The organism is Mesorhizobium sp. 113-3-9, assembly GCF_016756515.1.
Lineage (GTDB): Bacteria > Pseudomonadota > Alphaproteobacteria > Rhizobiales > Rhizobiaceae > Mesorhizobium.
On record NZ_AP023246.1, the window covers coordinates 3,421,620 to 3,437,346 of the forward strand.

14 protein-coding genes are annotated in these 15,727 nt (G+C 67.0%); 5 read left to right on the forward strand and 9 right to left on the reverse strand.

Translation table 11 applies throughout. From position 1 onward, the window contains the following. Window positions 1-134 precede the first annotated feature (134 nt). On the forward strand, window positions 135-1,520 hold the full coding sequence (locus MesoLj_RS16620) for an NfeD family protein (RefSeq protein WP_202326748.1): 1,386 nt from the start codon (window positions 135-137) through the stop codon (window positions 1,518-1,520). Beyond that, complete coding sequence (locus tag MesoLj_RS16625; RefSeq protein ID WP_202326749.1) at window positions 1,517-2,275, forward strand: slipin family protein; 759 nt, start codon at window positions 1,517-1,519, stop codon at window positions 2,273-2,275. Before MesoLj_RS16620 ends, MesoLj_RS16625 begins: the two co-directional genes overlap by 4 nt. Window positions 2,276-2,318: 43 nt before the next feature. On the opposite strand, the gene MesoLj_RS16630 is transcribed toward MesoLj_RS16625, so the two are convergent. Beyond that, window positions 2,319-3,248 (reverse strand): LysR family transcriptional regulator, encoded by a 930-nt coding sequence (locus MesoLj_RS16630; RefSeq protein ID WP_202326750.1) that lies wholly within the window; start codon window positions 3,246-3,248, stop codon window positions 2,319-2,321. Window positions 3,249-3,345: 97 nt separating this feature from the next. Here MesoLj_RS16630 and MesoLj_RS16635 point away from each other — a divergent pair, with 97 nt between their 5' ends. Then, window positions 3,346-4,356 (forward strand): zinc-dependent alcohol dehydrogenase family protein, encoded by a 1,011-nt coding sequence (locus MesoLj_RS16635; protein ID WP_202326751.1) that lies wholly within the window; start codon window positions 3,346-3,348, stop codon window positions 4,354-4,356. 266 nt (window positions 4,357-4,622) lie between these two features. On the opposite strand, the gene MesoLj_RS16640 is transcribed toward MesoLj_RS16635, so the two are convergent. The 6 genes from MesoLj_RS16640 to MesoLj_RS16665 form a co-directional block, all read right to left on the reverse strand. Continuing rightward, window positions 4,623-6,917, reverse strand: a complete 2,295-nt coding sequence (locus MesoLj_RS16640; RefSeq protein ID WP_202326752.1) for a xanthine dehydrogenase family protein molybdopterin-binding subunit — start codon at window positions 6,915-6,917, stop codon at window positions 4,623-4,625. Beyond that, complete coding sequence (locus MesoLj_RS16645) at window positions 6,914-7,897, reverse strand: FAD binding domain-containing protein (RefSeq protein ID WP_202326753.1); 984 nt, start codon at window positions 7,895-7,897, stop codon at window positions 6,914-6,916. Before MesoLj_RS16645 ends, MesoLj_RS16640 begins: the two co-directional genes overlap by 4 nt. Beyond that, window positions 7,894-8,367 carry a (2Fe-2S)-binding protein gene (locus MesoLj_RS16650; RefSeq protein ID WP_202326754.1) on the reverse strand — a complete coding sequence of 158 codons (474 nt, stop codon included), beginning with the start codon at window positions 8,365-8,367 and terminating at the stop codon, window positions 7,894-7,896. The genes MesoLj_RS16645 and MesoLj_RS16650 overlap by 4 nt, the downstream gene beginning before the upstream one ends. A gap of 165 nt (window positions 8,368-8,532) precedes the next feature. Beyond that, window positions 8,533-10,791, reverse strand: coding sequence for a xanthine dehydrogenase family protein molybdopterin-binding subunit (locus MesoLj_RS16655; protein ID WP_202326755.1), 2,259 nt, complete (start codon window positions 10,789-10,791; stop codon window positions 8,533-8,535). After that, the gene (locus MesoLj_RS16660) at window positions 10,781-11,839 is read right to left on the reverse strand and encodes an FAD binding domain-containing protein (RefSeq protein ID WP_202326756.1); all 1,059 of its coding nucleotides are present in this window, start codon (window positions 11,837-11,839) and stop codon (window positions 10,781-10,783) included. Before MesoLj_RS16660 ends, MesoLj_RS16655 begins: the two co-directional genes overlap by 11 nt. Beyond that, window positions 11,836-12,333, reverse strand: a complete 498-nt coding sequence (locus tag MesoLj_RS16665; protein ID WP_140771130.1) for a (2Fe-2S)-binding protein — start codon at window positions 12,331-12,333, stop codon at window positions 11,836-11,838. The genes MesoLj_RS16660 and MesoLj_RS16665 overlap by 4 nt, the downstream gene beginning before the upstream one ends. A gap of 285 nt (window positions 12,334-12,618) precedes the next feature. On the opposite strand from MesoLj_RS16665, the gene MesoLj_RS16670 reads away from it, so the two are divergent. Next, a complete protein-coding gene (locus MesoLj_RS16670; protein WP_202326757.1) occupies window positions 12,619-13,236 on the forward strand; it encodes a TetR/AcrR family transcriptional regulator in 618 nt (205 codons plus the stop codon). Between the two features lie 60 nt (window positions 13,237-13,296). Continuing rightward, window positions 13,297-14,295: a bestrophin family protein gene (locus tag MesoLj_RS16675; protein ID WP_202326758.1), complete on the forward strand. Its 999-nt coding sequence runs from the start codon at window positions 13,297-13,299 to the stop codon at window positions 14,293-14,295. Between the two features lie 19 nt (window positions 14,296-14,314). Here the strand turns inward: MesoLj_RS16675 and MesoLj_RS16680 are convergent, their stop codons facing one another. Both MesoLj_RS16680 and MesoLj_RS16685 read right to left on the reverse strand, forming a co-directional pair. Next, on the reverse strand, window positions 14,315-14,587 hold the full coding sequence (locus MesoLj_RS16680; RefSeq protein WP_202326759.1) for a hypothetical protein: 273 nt from the start codon (window positions 14,585-14,587) through the stop codon (window positions 14,315-14,317). Window positions 14,588-14,709: 122 nt separating this feature from the next. Beyond that, on the reverse strand, window positions 14,710-15,714 hold the full coding sequence (locus MesoLj_RS16685; RefSeq protein WP_202326760.1) for a zinc-dependent alcohol dehydrogenase family protein: 1,005 nt from the start codon (window positions 15,712-15,714) through the stop codon (window positions 14,710-14,712). Between the last annotated feature and the right edge of the window lie 13 nt (window positions 15,715-15,727).

The window sequence follows — 15,727 nt, forward strand, 5'->3', positions numbered from 1 at the left end:
GAACAATATCCCGCGCCGACCTTTTCGGCGCGGGGACGCAATCCGTCGTCGCTTCGGCCTTCGCCGGTCGCCGGCTTCGGCTCCTCTTGGACTCACCAAAATACAACCCATATTGAGTCCATGGAGCTTTGAGCGTGACCTTCGCGCGGGTGGCCCTTCTTGCCGCGGCCTTCGTCGCCGTGGCTGTTTTTTCTCCCTTCTCTTCAGCCGGGAGCGAGAGGGTCGCGCTGAGCGTCGCCATCGACGGCGCCATCGGGCCGGCAAGCAGCAGGCAGCTCGAGGAAGCGCTCGATGCCGCCGCCAAGCGGGACGCCGCGGTCCTCATCCTTCAACTCGACACACCCGGCGGGCTGGTCACCTCGATGCGCGAGATGATCGCCGCTATCCTGGCCTCGCCGGTGCCCGTCATCGGCTATGTCGCGCCGGCCGGCGGCCATGCGGCGAGTGCCGGCACCTACATCCTCTACGCGACCCATGTCGCGGCGATGGCGCCGGGAACCAATCTCGGCGCCGCGACGCCGGTCGAGATCGGCGGGCTGCCGTCGCTTCCGGGCGGCGAGAAGGACGACCAGAAGGACAAGAGCGACCAGAAGAGCCAGGGCGGGCGGCCGGCAGGCGACGCGATGATGGCCAAGGTGACCAATGACGCGGTCGCCCTGATCCGGTCGCTTGCCGAATTGCGCGGGCGCAATGGCGACTGGGGCGAAAAGGCGGTGCGCGAGGCGGCGAGCCTGTCGGCCAATGCGGCGCTGCAGGAACATGTCATCGACTTCGTCGCCCGCGACACAACCGAGCTCCTGCAACTGGCCGACGGGCGCACCGTCGATGTCGCCGGCAAGAAGATGGTGCTGGCGACCAAGGGGCTGCCGGTCGAGACGCTGGAGCCCGGCTGGTTCATCAGGCTGCTCGGCGTCATCACCGATCCGAACGTCGCCGTGATACTAATGCTGGTCGGCGTCTATGGCATCGTCTTCGAGTTCACCAGTCCCGGAGCGGTCGCGCCCGGCGTCATCGGCACGCTCTGCCTCGTTCTCGGCCTCTATGCGCTCGACCTGCTGCCGATCAACTATACCGGCCTTGCCCTGATGCTGCTCGGCCTCGCCTTCCTCGTCATCGAGGCCTTCAATCCCACCGTCGTGCTCGGGCTCGGCGGCGTGGCCGCCTTTCTGTTCGGCGCCGCCATGCTGCTGCGGGTAGAGGGGCCGGGCTTTGCCATGTCGTGGGCCGTCATCGGTCCCGCCGCGGCGCTGACGCTCGGGCTGGCGCTGCTGACCGGCACCTATGTCTGGGCGGCGCGCAAGAACCCGCCGCGCGTCGGCGGCGAGGCCATGCGCGGCCTACCCGTCGAGATCCTCGACTGGCAGGGCGCAGAGGGCCATGTCCTGGCCCTCGGCGAGCGCTGGCGGGCGAAGGCCGACGAGCCGATCGCGGCCGGCGACAGTGTCGAGATCACCGATATCAGCGACCTCGTGCTGACGGTGCGGCGGCGCGACGCGGCAAGGAATGGAGCACCACAATGATGATTGGTTATATCGCCTATCTGGTCGTCGCACTGGTCGTGATCATGTTCCTGTCCTCGGCCATCCGCATCCTCAGGGAATATCAGCGCGGCGTGGTCTTCACGCTCGGCCGCTTCACCGGGGTCAAGGGGCCCGGCCTCATCATCCTCGTTCCCTTCGTGCAGCAGATGGTGAAGGTCGACCTGCGGGTGGTGGTGCAGGACGTGCCGCCGCAGGACGTGATTTCGCGCGACAATGTCTCGGTCAAGGTCAACGCGGTGCTCTATTTCCGCATCGTCGACGCCGAGCGGGCGGTCATCCAGGTCGAGGACTACATGGCCGCCACCAACCAGCTGGCGCAGACCACGCTACGCTCGGTGCTCGGCAAGCATGAGCTGGACGAGATGCTGGCCGAGCGCGACAAGCTCAACAGCGATATCCAGGAGATCCTCGACCAGCGCACCGATGCGTGGGGCATCAAGGTGTCCAATGTCGAGATCAAGCATGTCGACCTCAACGAGAACATGATCCGCGCCATCGCCAAGCAGGCCGAGGCCGAGCGGCTGCGGCGCGCCAAGGTGATCAACGCCGAGGGCGAGCAGCAGGCGGCGGCGAAACTGGTCGAGGCGGGCCGCATGCTGGCGGCCGAGCCGCAGGCCATGCAGCTGCGCTATTTCGAGGCTTTGCACGACATCGCCGGCGAGCGATCGTCCACGGTGGTGTTCCCGCTGCCGGTGGATCTGCTCAGCCAGTTCATGAAGGGGCAGGGGAAGTGAGGGATGTGCGCGTAATCTCCCCTCTAGGGGGAGATCAGCAACCTCACCGCCGCCAGGGCGGCTCCGGCGCGAAGCGCTTGCCGATCCAGTCGGCGAAGGCGCGGGTCTTGGCGGCTTGGCCCTTGGCCGAGGGCATGACAACATAGACCGCGCCTTCGTCGGCCAGCGTCCACTCCTCCAGCACAGGCACCAGCCGTCCGTCGGCGAGTTCGCGGCCGACCAGCCAGTCGGTGCTCATCATCAGGCCGACGCCTTGCACGGCGGCCTCGACCAGCACCTCGGCATCGTCGCTGACCAGCGGCCCGGAAACCTCGACGCGCGCGCGCCGGCCCTCGCGGTCGGTCATCTCCCAGGCCGGAAAGGTCTGGAAGCCGCTGAAGCCCAGGCAGGAATGTCCGAGCAGCGCCTGCGGTGTCTCCGGGTGGCCCTTTCGGGCGAGGTAGGAGGGGGCCGCGCAGAGCAGGCGTCGCCGCGTCGCCACCTTGCGCGCCACCAGGCGTGAATCCTCCAGCGCGCCAAGCCGCACGGCGACGTCGAAATTCTCGGCCACCAGATCGGCGAAGCGGTTGGAGAATTCGGCCTCGATGCGGACATCGGGAAATTCGGCAAGGAATTGCGGCAGCAGCGGCCCGATCCACATGCGTCCAAACGTGCCGGGCAGCGACAGCCTGAGCAGGCCGCGCGGACCGCCGCCGGCATGCGCCGACGCGGCGGCCTCGGCCTCGTCGACGGAAGCGAGGATGGCGCGCACGCGCACCAGGAATTCGGCGCCCGCCTCGGTCAGCGACACGCTGCGCGTCGTGCGGGCGAGCAACCTTACCCCCAGCCGCTCCTCCAGCGATTGCAGGCGCCGCGACAGGATGGTCGCGTCGCGCCCGACGCGCGCCGCCGCGCGGGTGAAGGAGCGCGCCTCGGCAATGGCCGCGAAGGCCGCCATTTCGGCAAGGGCCGCCGGTTCATGAAATTGCTGCATGATTTGCAATACTCAAATGTGGAAGATCAGGATTATCCAGAAATAACGCAGCAACTAGGTTCACTCAACCCATCAATCGTCCCACCGGAGTGAAACCATGAAAGCCATCGAACTCAGCCAACCCAGGCTGGACGCCTTCCGCGCCGCCACCGTTGCAACCCCTGAGCCGCAACGCGGCGAGGTGCTGATCCGCCAGCGCGCGGCGAGCCTCAATTTCGTCGATGTCGCGGTGGCGAGCGGCAATTATCCCGGACCGGTCTTTCCGCTGATCCCCATCGCCGATGGTGCCGGCGAGATCGTCGCCGTGGGTGAGGATGTCACGAGATTCGGCGTCGGCGATCGCGTCGTCGCCCATGCCAAGCCACGCTGGATCGGCGGCCCGCCGCGACCCTACGAGATGACGCAGATGCGCGGCGTCTCGCTGCCGGGATCGCTGGCCGAATATGCCGCGCTGCCGGCCAATTCGCTCGTGCCGGTCCCGGCGCATCTTTCCTTCGAGGCGGCGTCGACGCTGCCGATCGCCGGCACCACCGCCTGGAACGCCATCCGCGCCGCCAATGTCGGGCCGGGCTCGGTCGTGGTGCTGCTTGGCACCGGCGGCGTCTCGATCTTCACCCTGCAGCTTGCGAAGGCCGCCGGCGCCACCGTCATCATCACCTCGTCGTCGGACGAGAAGCTGGAGCGGGCGAAGGCACTCGGCGCCGATCATCTCATCAACTACCGCGCGACGCCTGACTGGGACGGCAAGGTGCTGGAGCTGACCGATGGCCTCGGCGCCGACCTCGTCGTCGAGACCGGCGGCACCGCCACCTTCGCCCGCGCCATCAACGCCACCGCGCCCGGCGGCACGCTGTTCACCATCGGCTTCGTCACCGGCGCCGAGGCCACGGTCAACCTGCTGCCGATCATCATCAAGGCGCTGAAGGTGATCGGCAACAACACCGGATCGGTATCGGATCTTCGCGACGCCGCCCGCGCCATCGGCGCGGCGGGGATCGAGCCGGTCGTCGACGAGGTGTTTTCACCTGGCGAAGCGGCCGAAGGCTACGCCCACATGGCCGCGGGCGGCCTGCATTTCGGCAAGCTGGTGTTCGGCCTGGAGTGGTGAGGAGCGTGATCTCCCCCTCAAGGGCAGGGCAATCGCATATGAAACTTCCCGAAGGTTTGCCCGGCACGTACCCCCACCCCTAACCCCTCCCCACAAGGGGGAGGGAGACTCGCGCCGGCGCTGAACTCGGCAAACTGTAGAAGTTTCGACGCCAAAGCGTAGCGCGCGGCAGCGTTCCCTCCCCCTTGTGGGGAGGGTTAGGGTGGGGGTCCTCTTCGTAAAAACTCATATGCGATTGCCCTGCCTCGAGGGGGGAGATTACGCGCTCAGATCAGCTTCTCCAGCGTGATCGGCAAATCCCGCACCCTCTTTCCGGTCGCATGGAACACCGCGTTGGCGATCGCCGGCGCGACGCCGACGATGGCTAGCTCTCCGACGCCCTTGCCGCCAAGCACCGAGGAATGCAGGTCGGGGATGCCGACCGAGATCACCTCGATGTCGGGGATGTCGGCATTGGTCGGCACCAGATAGTCGGCGAGGTTGTTGTTGACGATGCGGCCATGGCGGCGGTCGACGATGCCTTCCTCGAGCAGGGCCTGGCCGATGCCCATGATGATGCCGCCCTTCCACTGGCTCTCGGCGAGCTTCGGGTTGTAGAGCCGGCCGGAATCGAGCGCCGACACCACGCGTGACACACGCACCGTGCCGAAATCCTCGTCGACGCGCACCTCGACGAAATGCGCGCACCAGGAGTGGCGGGAATAGTCGCCCTCGGTGTGCGGCAGCGCCATGGCGATGGTGGTGTAGTTCTTGTAGCGGTCCTCGGCGGTCGAGTTGGCCGGCATGGTGTCGCCGGTCGCCTCGATGCGGTCGCGCCCCACGCTCTTGAGCAGGTCGGCGATCGAGACATCGGGGCCGTCGCCGCGCGGTGAAGCTATGCGGCCGTTGGCGACAACCAAAGTGTTCGCCTGCAGCGTGTGGAAGGGCGAGAGCGGATCGCTGATCGCCAGTCCCACCAACTGGTCGAGCGCCGAGGTGGCCGCCTTGTGGACGGCACCCGTCATCACCCCGGCAAGGCGCGAGCCGCCGGTGACGCCGGCGCGGGGAAAGCGGGAGTCGCCCAGCTTCACCACCACGTCGTCGGCGCTCACGCCGACCGTTTCGGCGGCGGTCTGCGCCAGGATGGTGTAGGTGCCCTGGCCCATGTCGATCGAGGAGCTTTCGACCTCGACCGAACCGTCGGCCAGGATGCGCACGACCGCCTCGCCATAGGCGCGTCGCACCGGATAGGTGCCGGCGGCGATGCCCCAGCCGATCAAATGGTTGCCGTCGCGCATCGAGCGCGGCGCCGGCGTGCGCCTGGCCCAGCCGAAGCGCTCGGCACCCGCTGCAAAAGCCTCGCGCAACTGCCTGGTCGACCAGGCTTTTCTGGCGTGCGGGTCCTGTTCGGCATAGTTGCGCAGCCGGATCTCCAGCGGATCGATGCCGACCTCGTAGGCGAGCTCGTCGATGGCGCTCTCGATGCCGAAGGCTGAGGGGTTTTCGCCCGGCGCGCGCATGGCGCCCGGCACCACGGAATTCACCCGCACGACATTCTGCTTCGAGGAGAAATTCGGCGTCGCGTACATGATCGAGGTGACCGATCCCAGCGGCTCGACCCACATGCCGTCGATGGATGTTTCATTGACGCCGCGATGCACGATCGACTGGATCACGCCGTCATGGTCGGCGCCGATGGTCACCGTCTGCCGGGTCGCGGCGCGGCCGCCATAGCCGGTGAAAGTCTGCGGCCGTGTCATCACCAGCTTCACCGGCCGGCCCAGCATCTTGGCGGCACTGGCGGCAATCGCGCCGTGGCTGAGCGCCAGCGCCTTGGAGCCGAAGCCGCCGCCGATATAGGGCGAGACCAGCCGCACATTCTCGAACGGCACTTCGAACCATTCGGCATAGGTGCGGGCCATGCCGTCCAGCCATTGGCTGGGCTCCCACACGGTCAGACGATGGCCTTCCCAGCGCGCGATCAGGCCATGCGGCTCCATCGGCGCCTGGTATTCGCGCGGCGTGTTGTAGGCGGCGCAGATCCGCACCGGCGCCGAGGCGAAGGCGGTGGCCGCATCACCCCATTCCTTGGTCATGGCGTCGATCGGGATGCCGTCGCCGGCCTTGCCGTCGCTGAGGTCGACGATGGAAGGCGTCTCGTCATAGCTGACCTTGACCAGCGCCGCCGCGGCGACCGCCTGCTCGAAGGTCTCCGCCACGACGGCGGCGACATGCTGGCCTGAAAAGGTGATGTCGCGCGCCAGCGGGCAATAGGGCTTGTCCGGCGGCGGCGTGCCGAACCAGTCCGACGCGGTTCTCAGGCTGATGATGGTGTCCGGCGTCAGCACCTTGAGCACGCCCGGTGCTGCCTCCGCCTGCGCGGTGTCGATCGCGCGCACCTTGCCGGAGGCAATCGTGCTTTCGACCAGCACGGCATGGGCGAGGCCTTCGAGGTGCTGCTCGACGGCATATTTGGCCGCACCGGTGATCTTGGCCGGGCCGTCGACGCGCGACAGCCGGCCGCCTACGGCTTCCGCCAGCGCGCCATCCGAGGCGTCGCCATGTCTTGTGTGAACAGTCATGCCGTCTCTCCCAATTTGAGGATGGCCCGCGCGACAACGCGCGGTGCGAGTTCGATCTTGTAGTGGTTGGCGCCATGGTCGACAGCGCCCTCGACGGCAAGCAGGCTGGCCGCGTGGACAGCGTCCGGTTCCAGCACCTTGCCTATCAAGGCGGCCTCCACGGCCCGCGCCCGCCACGGTTTCGTCGCGACGCCGCCGAGCGCCACGCGCAGGTCGCGGATGGTGCGCCCATCGGCTTCCAGCTCGAGCCCTACGGCAGCACTGGCCGCCGCGAATTCGTAGGATTGCCGGTCCCGGATCTTGAGGTAGGTCGAACGGCGGGCAGCAGCGGATGAGGGGATCTCGATGGCGGTGATCATCTCGCCCGGCTCGATCGCGTGTTCCTTCTCCGGCGTGGTGCCGGGCAGCAGGAAGAAGTCGTCGACCGCGATGCCGCGATCACCGAGATGGACTGTCGCGTCGAAGGCGACCAGTGCGGTGGCGAGGTCGCCGGGGTACATGGCGATACAGGCCTCGCTGGTGCCGAGCACGGCGTGGCCCCTGGTGACGCCGCCGATCGCCGAACAGCCGCTGCCTGGTTCGCGCTTGTTGCAGGCGGAAAAGTTCGAGGGATCGCGGAAATAGGGGCAGCGCGTGCGCTGCATCAGATTGCCGCCGATGGTCGCCATGTTGCGGATCTGCGCCGAGGCCGCCTGCCACAACGCTTCGGAGATGGCGGGGAAGCGGCTCTTGATGTCGGCATGGTCGGCGACATGGCCCATTCGGGCGAGCGCGCCGATGATGGCGCGGTGTTCGCCCACTTCGATCCGGTCGAGGCCCTTGAGGTGGGTGATGTCGACCAGCGTGTCGGGTTCGGCGACGCCGCATTTGGCGAGGTCGATCAGCGTCGTGCCGCCGGCAAGCAGCATGGCGCCGGGGAGCGCGGCGGCCTGTCGTGCGGCATCAACCGAAGTGGCGCGCAGATAGGAAAAATCCCTCATGATGCGACCTCCAAAGCTGCCTGGCGCACGGCGGCGACGATGTGCGGATAGGCGCCGCAACGGCAGAGATTGCCGGCCATGTATTCACGGATCTCCTCATCCGAGCCGGCATGGCCCTCGCGGATACAGGCGACCGCCGACATGATCTGGCCGGGCGTGCAATAGCCGCACTGGAAGGCGTCCTGCTCGAGGAAGGCAGCCTGCACGGGATGCAGTTCGCCCTCCCGTGCAACCCCCTCTATGGTGGTGATGGCGCGGCCCTCGGCCTGCGCCGCCAGCGTCAGACAAGCCAGCACGCGCTCGCCGTCGACATGCACGGTGCAGGCGCCGCACTGGCCGTGGTCGCAGCCCTTCTTGGTGCCGGTCAGGCCGAGCCGTTCGCGCAAGGCATCGAGCAGCGTCACGCGCGGCTCCAGCTGCAATTCGTGATGATGGCCGTTGATATCGAGATGGACGGGGATTTTCGTCATGGGCGTCGGGCTCCAGTTGCTTGACGCGAGGTCGGTTGATCATGTTGCGCGGGCGGGGCAGCCGGCGGGTCTAGCTCGAGCGGTCCGGCCCTTGGCTGTCGCTTCGAACGTTCGTTGTTCGGGAAGCCAGGCAATTGGCTTCCCGTCCATTCTGCGGACCACTCCTCACCCCAGCAGGTCCTCGATGCGGATCGGAAAGCGGCGAGGCCGCACGCCTGTTGCATGCCAGACCGCGTTGGCGACCGCGCCGGCGGTGCCGGTGATGCCGATTTCGCCGACGCCCTTGATGCCGAGCGCGTTGACGTGGGGGTCGTCCTCATGAACCAGGATCGCCTCGACCGAGGGCACGTCGGCATTCACCGGGACATGGTATTCGGCGAGGTTGGCGTTCTGGATCCGGCCCGAGCGCCTGTCGGTGCTGGCTTCTTCATGCAGCGCGAAGGAGACGCCCCAGATCATGCCGCCATAGTACTGGCTGCGCACCAGCCTGGGGTTGATGACCCGTCCGGCGGCGAAAGCGCCGACCAGCCTGGTGACGCGGATTTGCCCGAAATCCGGATCGACCTTGACCTCGGCGAACACGGCACCGTGGGCATGCTTGGCATAGGTCTCCTGGGACGCCGGGTCCGGGGCGGCCTTGCCACGGCCTTCGATCTCAGTGAGGCCCGCGCGCGTGAGGATCTCGGCATAGCTTTCACCGCGGCTTTCATCGTCGCGCCGGTACAGCCGGCCGCCGCGCGCCAGCACGCCTTCATTGCCGGCGCCGAACAATGGCGAGGCCTCGTTGCCGGTGGCGAGATCGGCGAGCCTGGCGATGACGGCGGCGCCGGCATTGTGGATCGCCATGCCGGCCGTCGCCGTGTGGCCGGAGCCGCCGGCAATGCCCGCATTGGGCAAGTCGGAGCTGCCGGCCCTGAAATCGACCTGGCCGATGTCGAGCCCGAGCCCGTCGGCGGCGATCTGGGCGAAGGCGGTCCAGGCGCCTTGCCCCATGTCCTGTGCGCCGGTCTCCATCAGGCCGCTGCCATCGGCCCTCAGCACCGCACGCGCCTCGGCCTGGAACATCAGGGCCGGGAACGTCGCCGTACCCATGCCCCAGCCGGTGAGGAAACCGTCGGCGTCGCGCATCTGCCGCGGCCGAAGCGGGCGGCTCGCCCAACCGAACGCCCCGGCCGCCTGCGCGTAGCATTCGCGCAGGGCCTTTGAAGAGAACGGCTTGCCGGTCATCGGCTCGACTTCGGCATAGTTCCGCAGCCGGAATTCCAGCGGGTCGATGCCGCAGGCATGAGCCGCCTCGTCGATGGCGCTCTCCAGGGCTATCGAGCCGGTGGCTTCACCGGGTGCGCGCATGAAAAGCGGCGTACCGGTGTCGAGCCGCACCGCCTCGTGCGAGGTGGCGATCGCCGGGCTGGCATAGAGTGTGTGCGAGGCATCCGCCGCCGGCTCGAAGAAATCGTCGAATGTGCTCGACGCGGTCTTGGCGTGGTGGTCGATCGCCGTCAGCCGGCCCTCGCCATCCATGCCCATGCGCAAGGTCTGGCGCGTCGGAGCACGGTGGCCGACCGGCCCGTACATCTGCTCGCGCCGCAGCACCAGCTTGACCGGACGGCCGACGAGACGCGCCGCCAGGATGCCCAGCACCTGCGGCCCCGAAATCATGCCTTTCGAACCGAAGCCGCCGCCGAGGAAGGGGCTGCGGATGTGGATGTCCTGCGGTGCGATGCCGAACAGGCCGGCGATACGGCCCTGCGCCATGGCAAGACCCTGGCTCGGCGTGTCGATCGACAGCCTGCCGCCATCCCAGGCGGCGACGATCGCATGCGGTTCCATGGCGTTGTGGTACTGGGCCGGCGTCTCGTAGGTGGCTTCGATCCGCGTCTTCGCCGATTCGAGGCCGGCCTCGACATCGCCCTTGTGCTGCACGGCCGGATTGCCGACGCCGACACCACGCGGCACGAAGCTTTCCGCGCTGTCGAGACCGACGCGCGCCGGCAGCGCCTCATAGCGCGGCGAGAGCAGCGCCGCCCCTTCGGTCGCCGCCTCCAGCGTTTCGGCGATCACCACGGCGATGGTCTGGTTCGGGTAGCGGACCTGATCGTTCTGCAACAGGTCGAGCCGGAACATGAAGGGATTGTCCTTGGCATCCGGATCGATGGCGAGCGCCGGCCGGTTGTCGGGCGTCATCACCTCGACCACGCCCTTGTGCGCCTTGGCCGCTTCGATATCCAGCGCGGCGACGCGACCGCGCGCGATGCTGGAGACGGCGAGCACGGCATAGAGCATGCCGGGCGGATGGTTATCGGCCGCGTAGCGCGCGGCTCCGGTGACTTTCAGAAAGCCGTCGCGGCGGGTCAGCGGCTGGCCGATGCTGGAGCCTTGCCGCGCATGGGCGGGTTGCTGGTTGAGGCTGAGTTCAAGCGTCATGGCGCACTCCGGGAATGGAGGAAAAGGGAGAAGCCGGAAGGGCCGGTATCCGCTCGGGCGTCCCCGCCATGGCCGATATCAGCGCCCTGACCACGATGCGGCGGGCAAGCTCGATCTTGAACGCATTGTCGCCGGAGGGGCTGGCATCGGCCAGGGCCGCGTCCGCCGCGCTGGCGAAGGTCGCCTCGTTGGCATCCGCGCCAAGCAGGATGGCTTCCGCCGAGCGCGCCCGCCACGGTTTGGCCGCGACGCCGCCCAGTGCCAGCCTCGCGGCGCGGATCTTGCCGCTGTCGACGACAAGTGCCGCGGCGGCCGAGACGACGGCGAAGGCGTAGGAGGTGCGTTCGCGCACTTTCAGGTAGCGGGCGTTGGCAGCGAAGGAGGCTGCCTCTGCCGGCAGGCGCACCGCCACGATCAGGTCGCCGGGCTCCAGCACATTCTCCCGCTGCGGCGTATCGCCGGGAAGCCGGTGGAATTCCTCCAGCGTCACGTGGCGCCGGCCCTGCTTGCCTTCGATCTCGACCACGGCGTCGAGCGCCACCAGCGGCACGCAGAAGTCCGACGGATGGGTGGCGATGCAGGCATCGCTCCAGCCGAGCACGGCGTGCAGGCGGTTCTCGCCTCCAATCGCGTCGCAGCCGGTGCCGGGCTCGCGCCTGTTGCAGGCGCTGGCGGTGTCGTAAAAATAGCTGCAGCGCGTGCGCTGCAGGAGATTGCCGCCGACGGTGGCGGCGTTGCGAAGCTGCGCGGAGGCGCCCGACAGCAGCGCCTCGGCCACCGCCGGATAGGCCTTGGCGAATGCCGTGTCGTGGGCGAGATCGGCGTTGCGGACCAGCGCGCCGATGCGCAGGCTGCCATCGTCCAGCCGTTCGATGCGGTTGAGCTCCGGGAGCCGCGAGATGTCAACGATGCGCTCGGGGCTGGTGATGCCGCCCTTCATCAGGTCGAGCAGATTGGTGCCGCCGGCGAGATAGGCCGAACCCGGCTGCGCGGCCGCCGCGATGGCGTCCGGGATCGTGGCGGGCCTGACGTAATAGAAGTCCCTCATGCCGCGGTCCTCCGGTCGGCTTTGGCAAGTTGCTCCTGAGCTTCCAGGACGGCTTCGACGATGCCGCCATAGGCAGCACAGCGGCATATGTTGCCGCTCAGCCCCTCGCGGATGCGTTCGGGGTCGTCGCCGGCCTGTCCTTCGGCGATCAGGCCGAGCGTGCTCATGATTTGGCCCGGTGTGCAGAAACCGCACTGGAAACCGTCATGGGCGATGAAGGCGGCCTGCACCGGATGCAGGTCCTCGCCACGGGCGACGCCCTCAATGGTCAAGACGTTGGCGCCGTCATGGCTGACCGCCAGCGCCAGGCAGGAGTTGATGCGATTGCCGTCGACCAGCACCGTGCAGGCGCCGCACTGGCCGCGATCGCAGCCCTTCTTGGTGCCGGTGAGGTCAAGCCGCTCGCGGAGGAGGTCGAGCAGGGTTACGCGCGGATCGACTTCCAGTTCGTGTCGGTGTCCGTTGATGGTAAGCGTGATGGGAAGACTGGTCATGGGCGTCTGGCTCCAGTTTGCTTGACGCGGATCGGGAGTGAACTGGTGCCTTGCCGGAGAAGGGCAAGGTAACCTTTTGGTCAGGTGTTGGCGGAAGTGACAGCGGATCTCCCGGAAGATGGGCGGGCAGGGGAGATGTCAGCTTGCAGGTTCGAAAGGCGTGACATAAGCGTTCCCCTTCTTATATGATGAAAGCACTCCACTAAAGCGGAGGCGCCTCCGTTTATTACGTGGGGGCTGGCCCGGCCGGGTTCAAGCCCCCATATTTCGACCGTGGAGAAAAAATTGGCCGTTGAGCCGTCCGTCATCGCCGAAACGAACACCGCCGCGGAAACCAAGCCGCTGCGCGCGGACGCGCAACGCAACCGCGACCGGCTGGTCGAGGTGGCCGCATCGGTCTTCGCCGAACGCGGCATCGATGCCTCGCTGGAAGACATTGCGCGCCGCGCCGGTGTCGGCATCGGCACGCTCTACCGGCATTTTCCGACCCGCGAGCATCTGGTCGAGGTGGTCTACCGCCGCGAGGTGGAGGCGCTGTGCGCGGCGGCCGGCGAGCTTGCGGCGAAGCATCCGTCCGATGTCGCGCTGGAAGAGTGGATGCGGCGCTTCGTCGACTACATCGCCACCAAGCGCGGCCTGGCAACCAGCCTGCGCATCCTGCTCACCACCAATTCGACGCTGTTTTCCGACACGTCGGGCAGGGTCTCCCAGGCCTTGCGGCAATTGGTCGAGGCAGCGGTGGCCGACGGCACGATCCGGGGCGATGTCGATGCCTCCGACGTGCTGCATGCACTGTCCGGCATCTACTCCGCACCCGATACGCCGGAGTGGCGCGACCGCTCGCGCCGGCTGGTCAAGCTGTTGATGGACGGCTTGCGGTTCGGGGCAAACAGCGCGCGTTGAGGGCCTGGATACCGGCCGCGTGACAACCATGCCTGTCCACGATCTTTGAGGGGGGATCCGATGTATGTAGGCCGTTCCTACAAGCTGATCGACTTCGCGCTCTGGTCGCGGCGCAGCGTCATCTACATGGTGGTGGTGAGCGGACTGGCGGTCGCGGCCTATCGTCTTCCGGGCCTTGCTGGGTTCTCGGTGCCGTGGTCGGTGGTGCTGGTGCTCGGCACCACCGTGTCGCTCGTTGCCGGCTTCAAGAATTCGCAGGTGTTCACCCGCAGCGGTGAGGCGCTGCAGGCGTTCACGCAAATCACCGCCAGCAGCCGGGTGTGGTCGAATTTCTGCCGGGACTTCCTCGATGCGCCGACGGCCAGGCAACTGATCTACCGCCATATCGCCTGGGTGACGGCACTGCGCTTTTCGCTGCGGCGGCCGATGCCCTGGGAATCCATGGGGAAGGCCGCCAATATCGAATACCGGCGGCGCTACCGCATCCAGGAGGATACCGGCTCGCTCGCCGGCGACTTGCAGCCGTTGCTGGCCGAACAGGCGGGCAAGGTGCTGGAATCGCCGCAGCCGGCGATCGCCCTGCTCGAAATGCAATCGGTCCAGGTCAATGCACTGCTCAAGGACGCCAAGATCCCCCCGCAGATCTATGGCGAACTGACGAAGCTGATCCGCGATTTCCACGATCAGCAGGCGCGCTGCGACCGCATCAAGAACAATCCCTATCCGCGCCAGTACGCCATCGTCAGTTCCATGTTCGTCATGATCTTCTGCACGCTGTTGCCGTTCGGCGTCGTTCCGGTCTTTGCCGACATGGGCAAACTTGGCGGCGTGCTCGGCACGATCGGCATCTGGCTGACGATCCCGTTCAGCACGCTGCTGGGCTGGGCCTACATGTCTCTCGACCAGGTCGGCGAGAGCAGCGCCAACCCGTTCGAGGGCAACGCCAACGACGTTCCGATCTCGCAGATATGCCGCGACATCGAGATCGAGTTGCGCGCCGGTCTCGGCGAGACTGACCTCCCCAAGCCCTTGCTGCCGGTCAACGATATAGCGACCTGAAGTGCCGGACCTGGCGCGGCTACGCTTTCGCTTCGACCAGGATCACCAGCGATTCCGGCACCACGCCATCGTGCACCATCGCGTCGGCGGCTTTCTGGCTCTTCATCATTTCCGCCAGCGCATCCATGTCAGGAACGTCCATCATCAAAGCCACCCGTTTCGGGTTCTGGGGATCGACGAAGGTGCGGATGTTGGTGATCCCCAGCGAGCCGAAAAGCTCCTTGCGCTTGGGTGAACTGAGCCAGTGCTTGCTGTCTTTCGTGATGTCGTGATGGCCGATTACGGTTGGCATGGCATCCTCCCCAGGGTGACGCCGGCGGTCGAAATCGCCCGCCTGATGCTGCGATCCACCTGTACAAGGCACTGAGCGCCGTTTCCTGCAGGCTGTCAATTAGCTGTTGCTGATGGAATGGCTCAAAGCTCCAGGCAAATCTTGCCGAAGTGCTTTCGCGCTCCATAATGCGTGAAGGCGGCGGCGATGTCGCGCAGCGGAAAGCGGCGGTCGATGACGGGCTTCAGCCTGTTGACCTCTATCGCGCGGATCATGTCCTCCTGGTCCGCCCGGCTGCCGATCGAAATGCCGCTGATGCGGATCTGGTTCGAAAACACGGCCGGGATCGAGACTTCAGCGGCAAAACCGGTCAGGACGCCGATCAGGGCGATGTGGCCGCCTGTCCGGCAAGCGACCAGGGATTGCGCCAGCGTGGCGGGGCCGCCGACCTCGATCACGTGATCGACCCCGCGCCCGTCGGTCAACTCCCGGGCCTTGCGGCCCCAATCCGGAACGGCCTTGTAGTTGATGGTGGCGTCGGCACGGAGGCTTGCGAGCCGCTCCAGCTTTTCCTCGTCTGACGAGGTAGCGATGACCCGGGCGCCGGCGGCCTTGGCGAATTGCAGCGCGAACAGCGACACACTGCCGGTGCCGAGCACCAGCACCGTGTCGCCGGGCTTCACCTTGCCGCACACCACCAGGCCTCGCCAGGCGGTGACGCCGGTGCAGGTGAGCGCCGCCGCCTCCAAATGGCTATGGCCCGCCGGAGCTTTCGTGAAGGCATGCGCCGGCATGCACACATATTCGCTGGCGAAGCCGTCGAAGCTTTCTCCCGGAATGTCGCGCCTGGTGGCGGGCGTCATGTCTCCGTCCAGCCACCAGGGATAGAAAACGCTGACCACGCTGTCGCCCGGCCGTAGCGCATCGACATCGCCGCCGACGGCGATCACTTCACCGGCGCCGTCGGACAGCGGTACGCGGCCGTCGGCGAGCGGTGTCTTGCCCTGCATCGCGAAATCGTCGCGCATGTTCAACGAGCAGGCGCGGATCCTGACCAGCACGTCACCCGGCCCCGGCCGCGGCGGATCTTCCTCGACCAGTTCGAGCCTGTCCAGGCCACCCGGCGCTCTCAGCCTGACCAGCTTCATTGTCTTCTCCGAT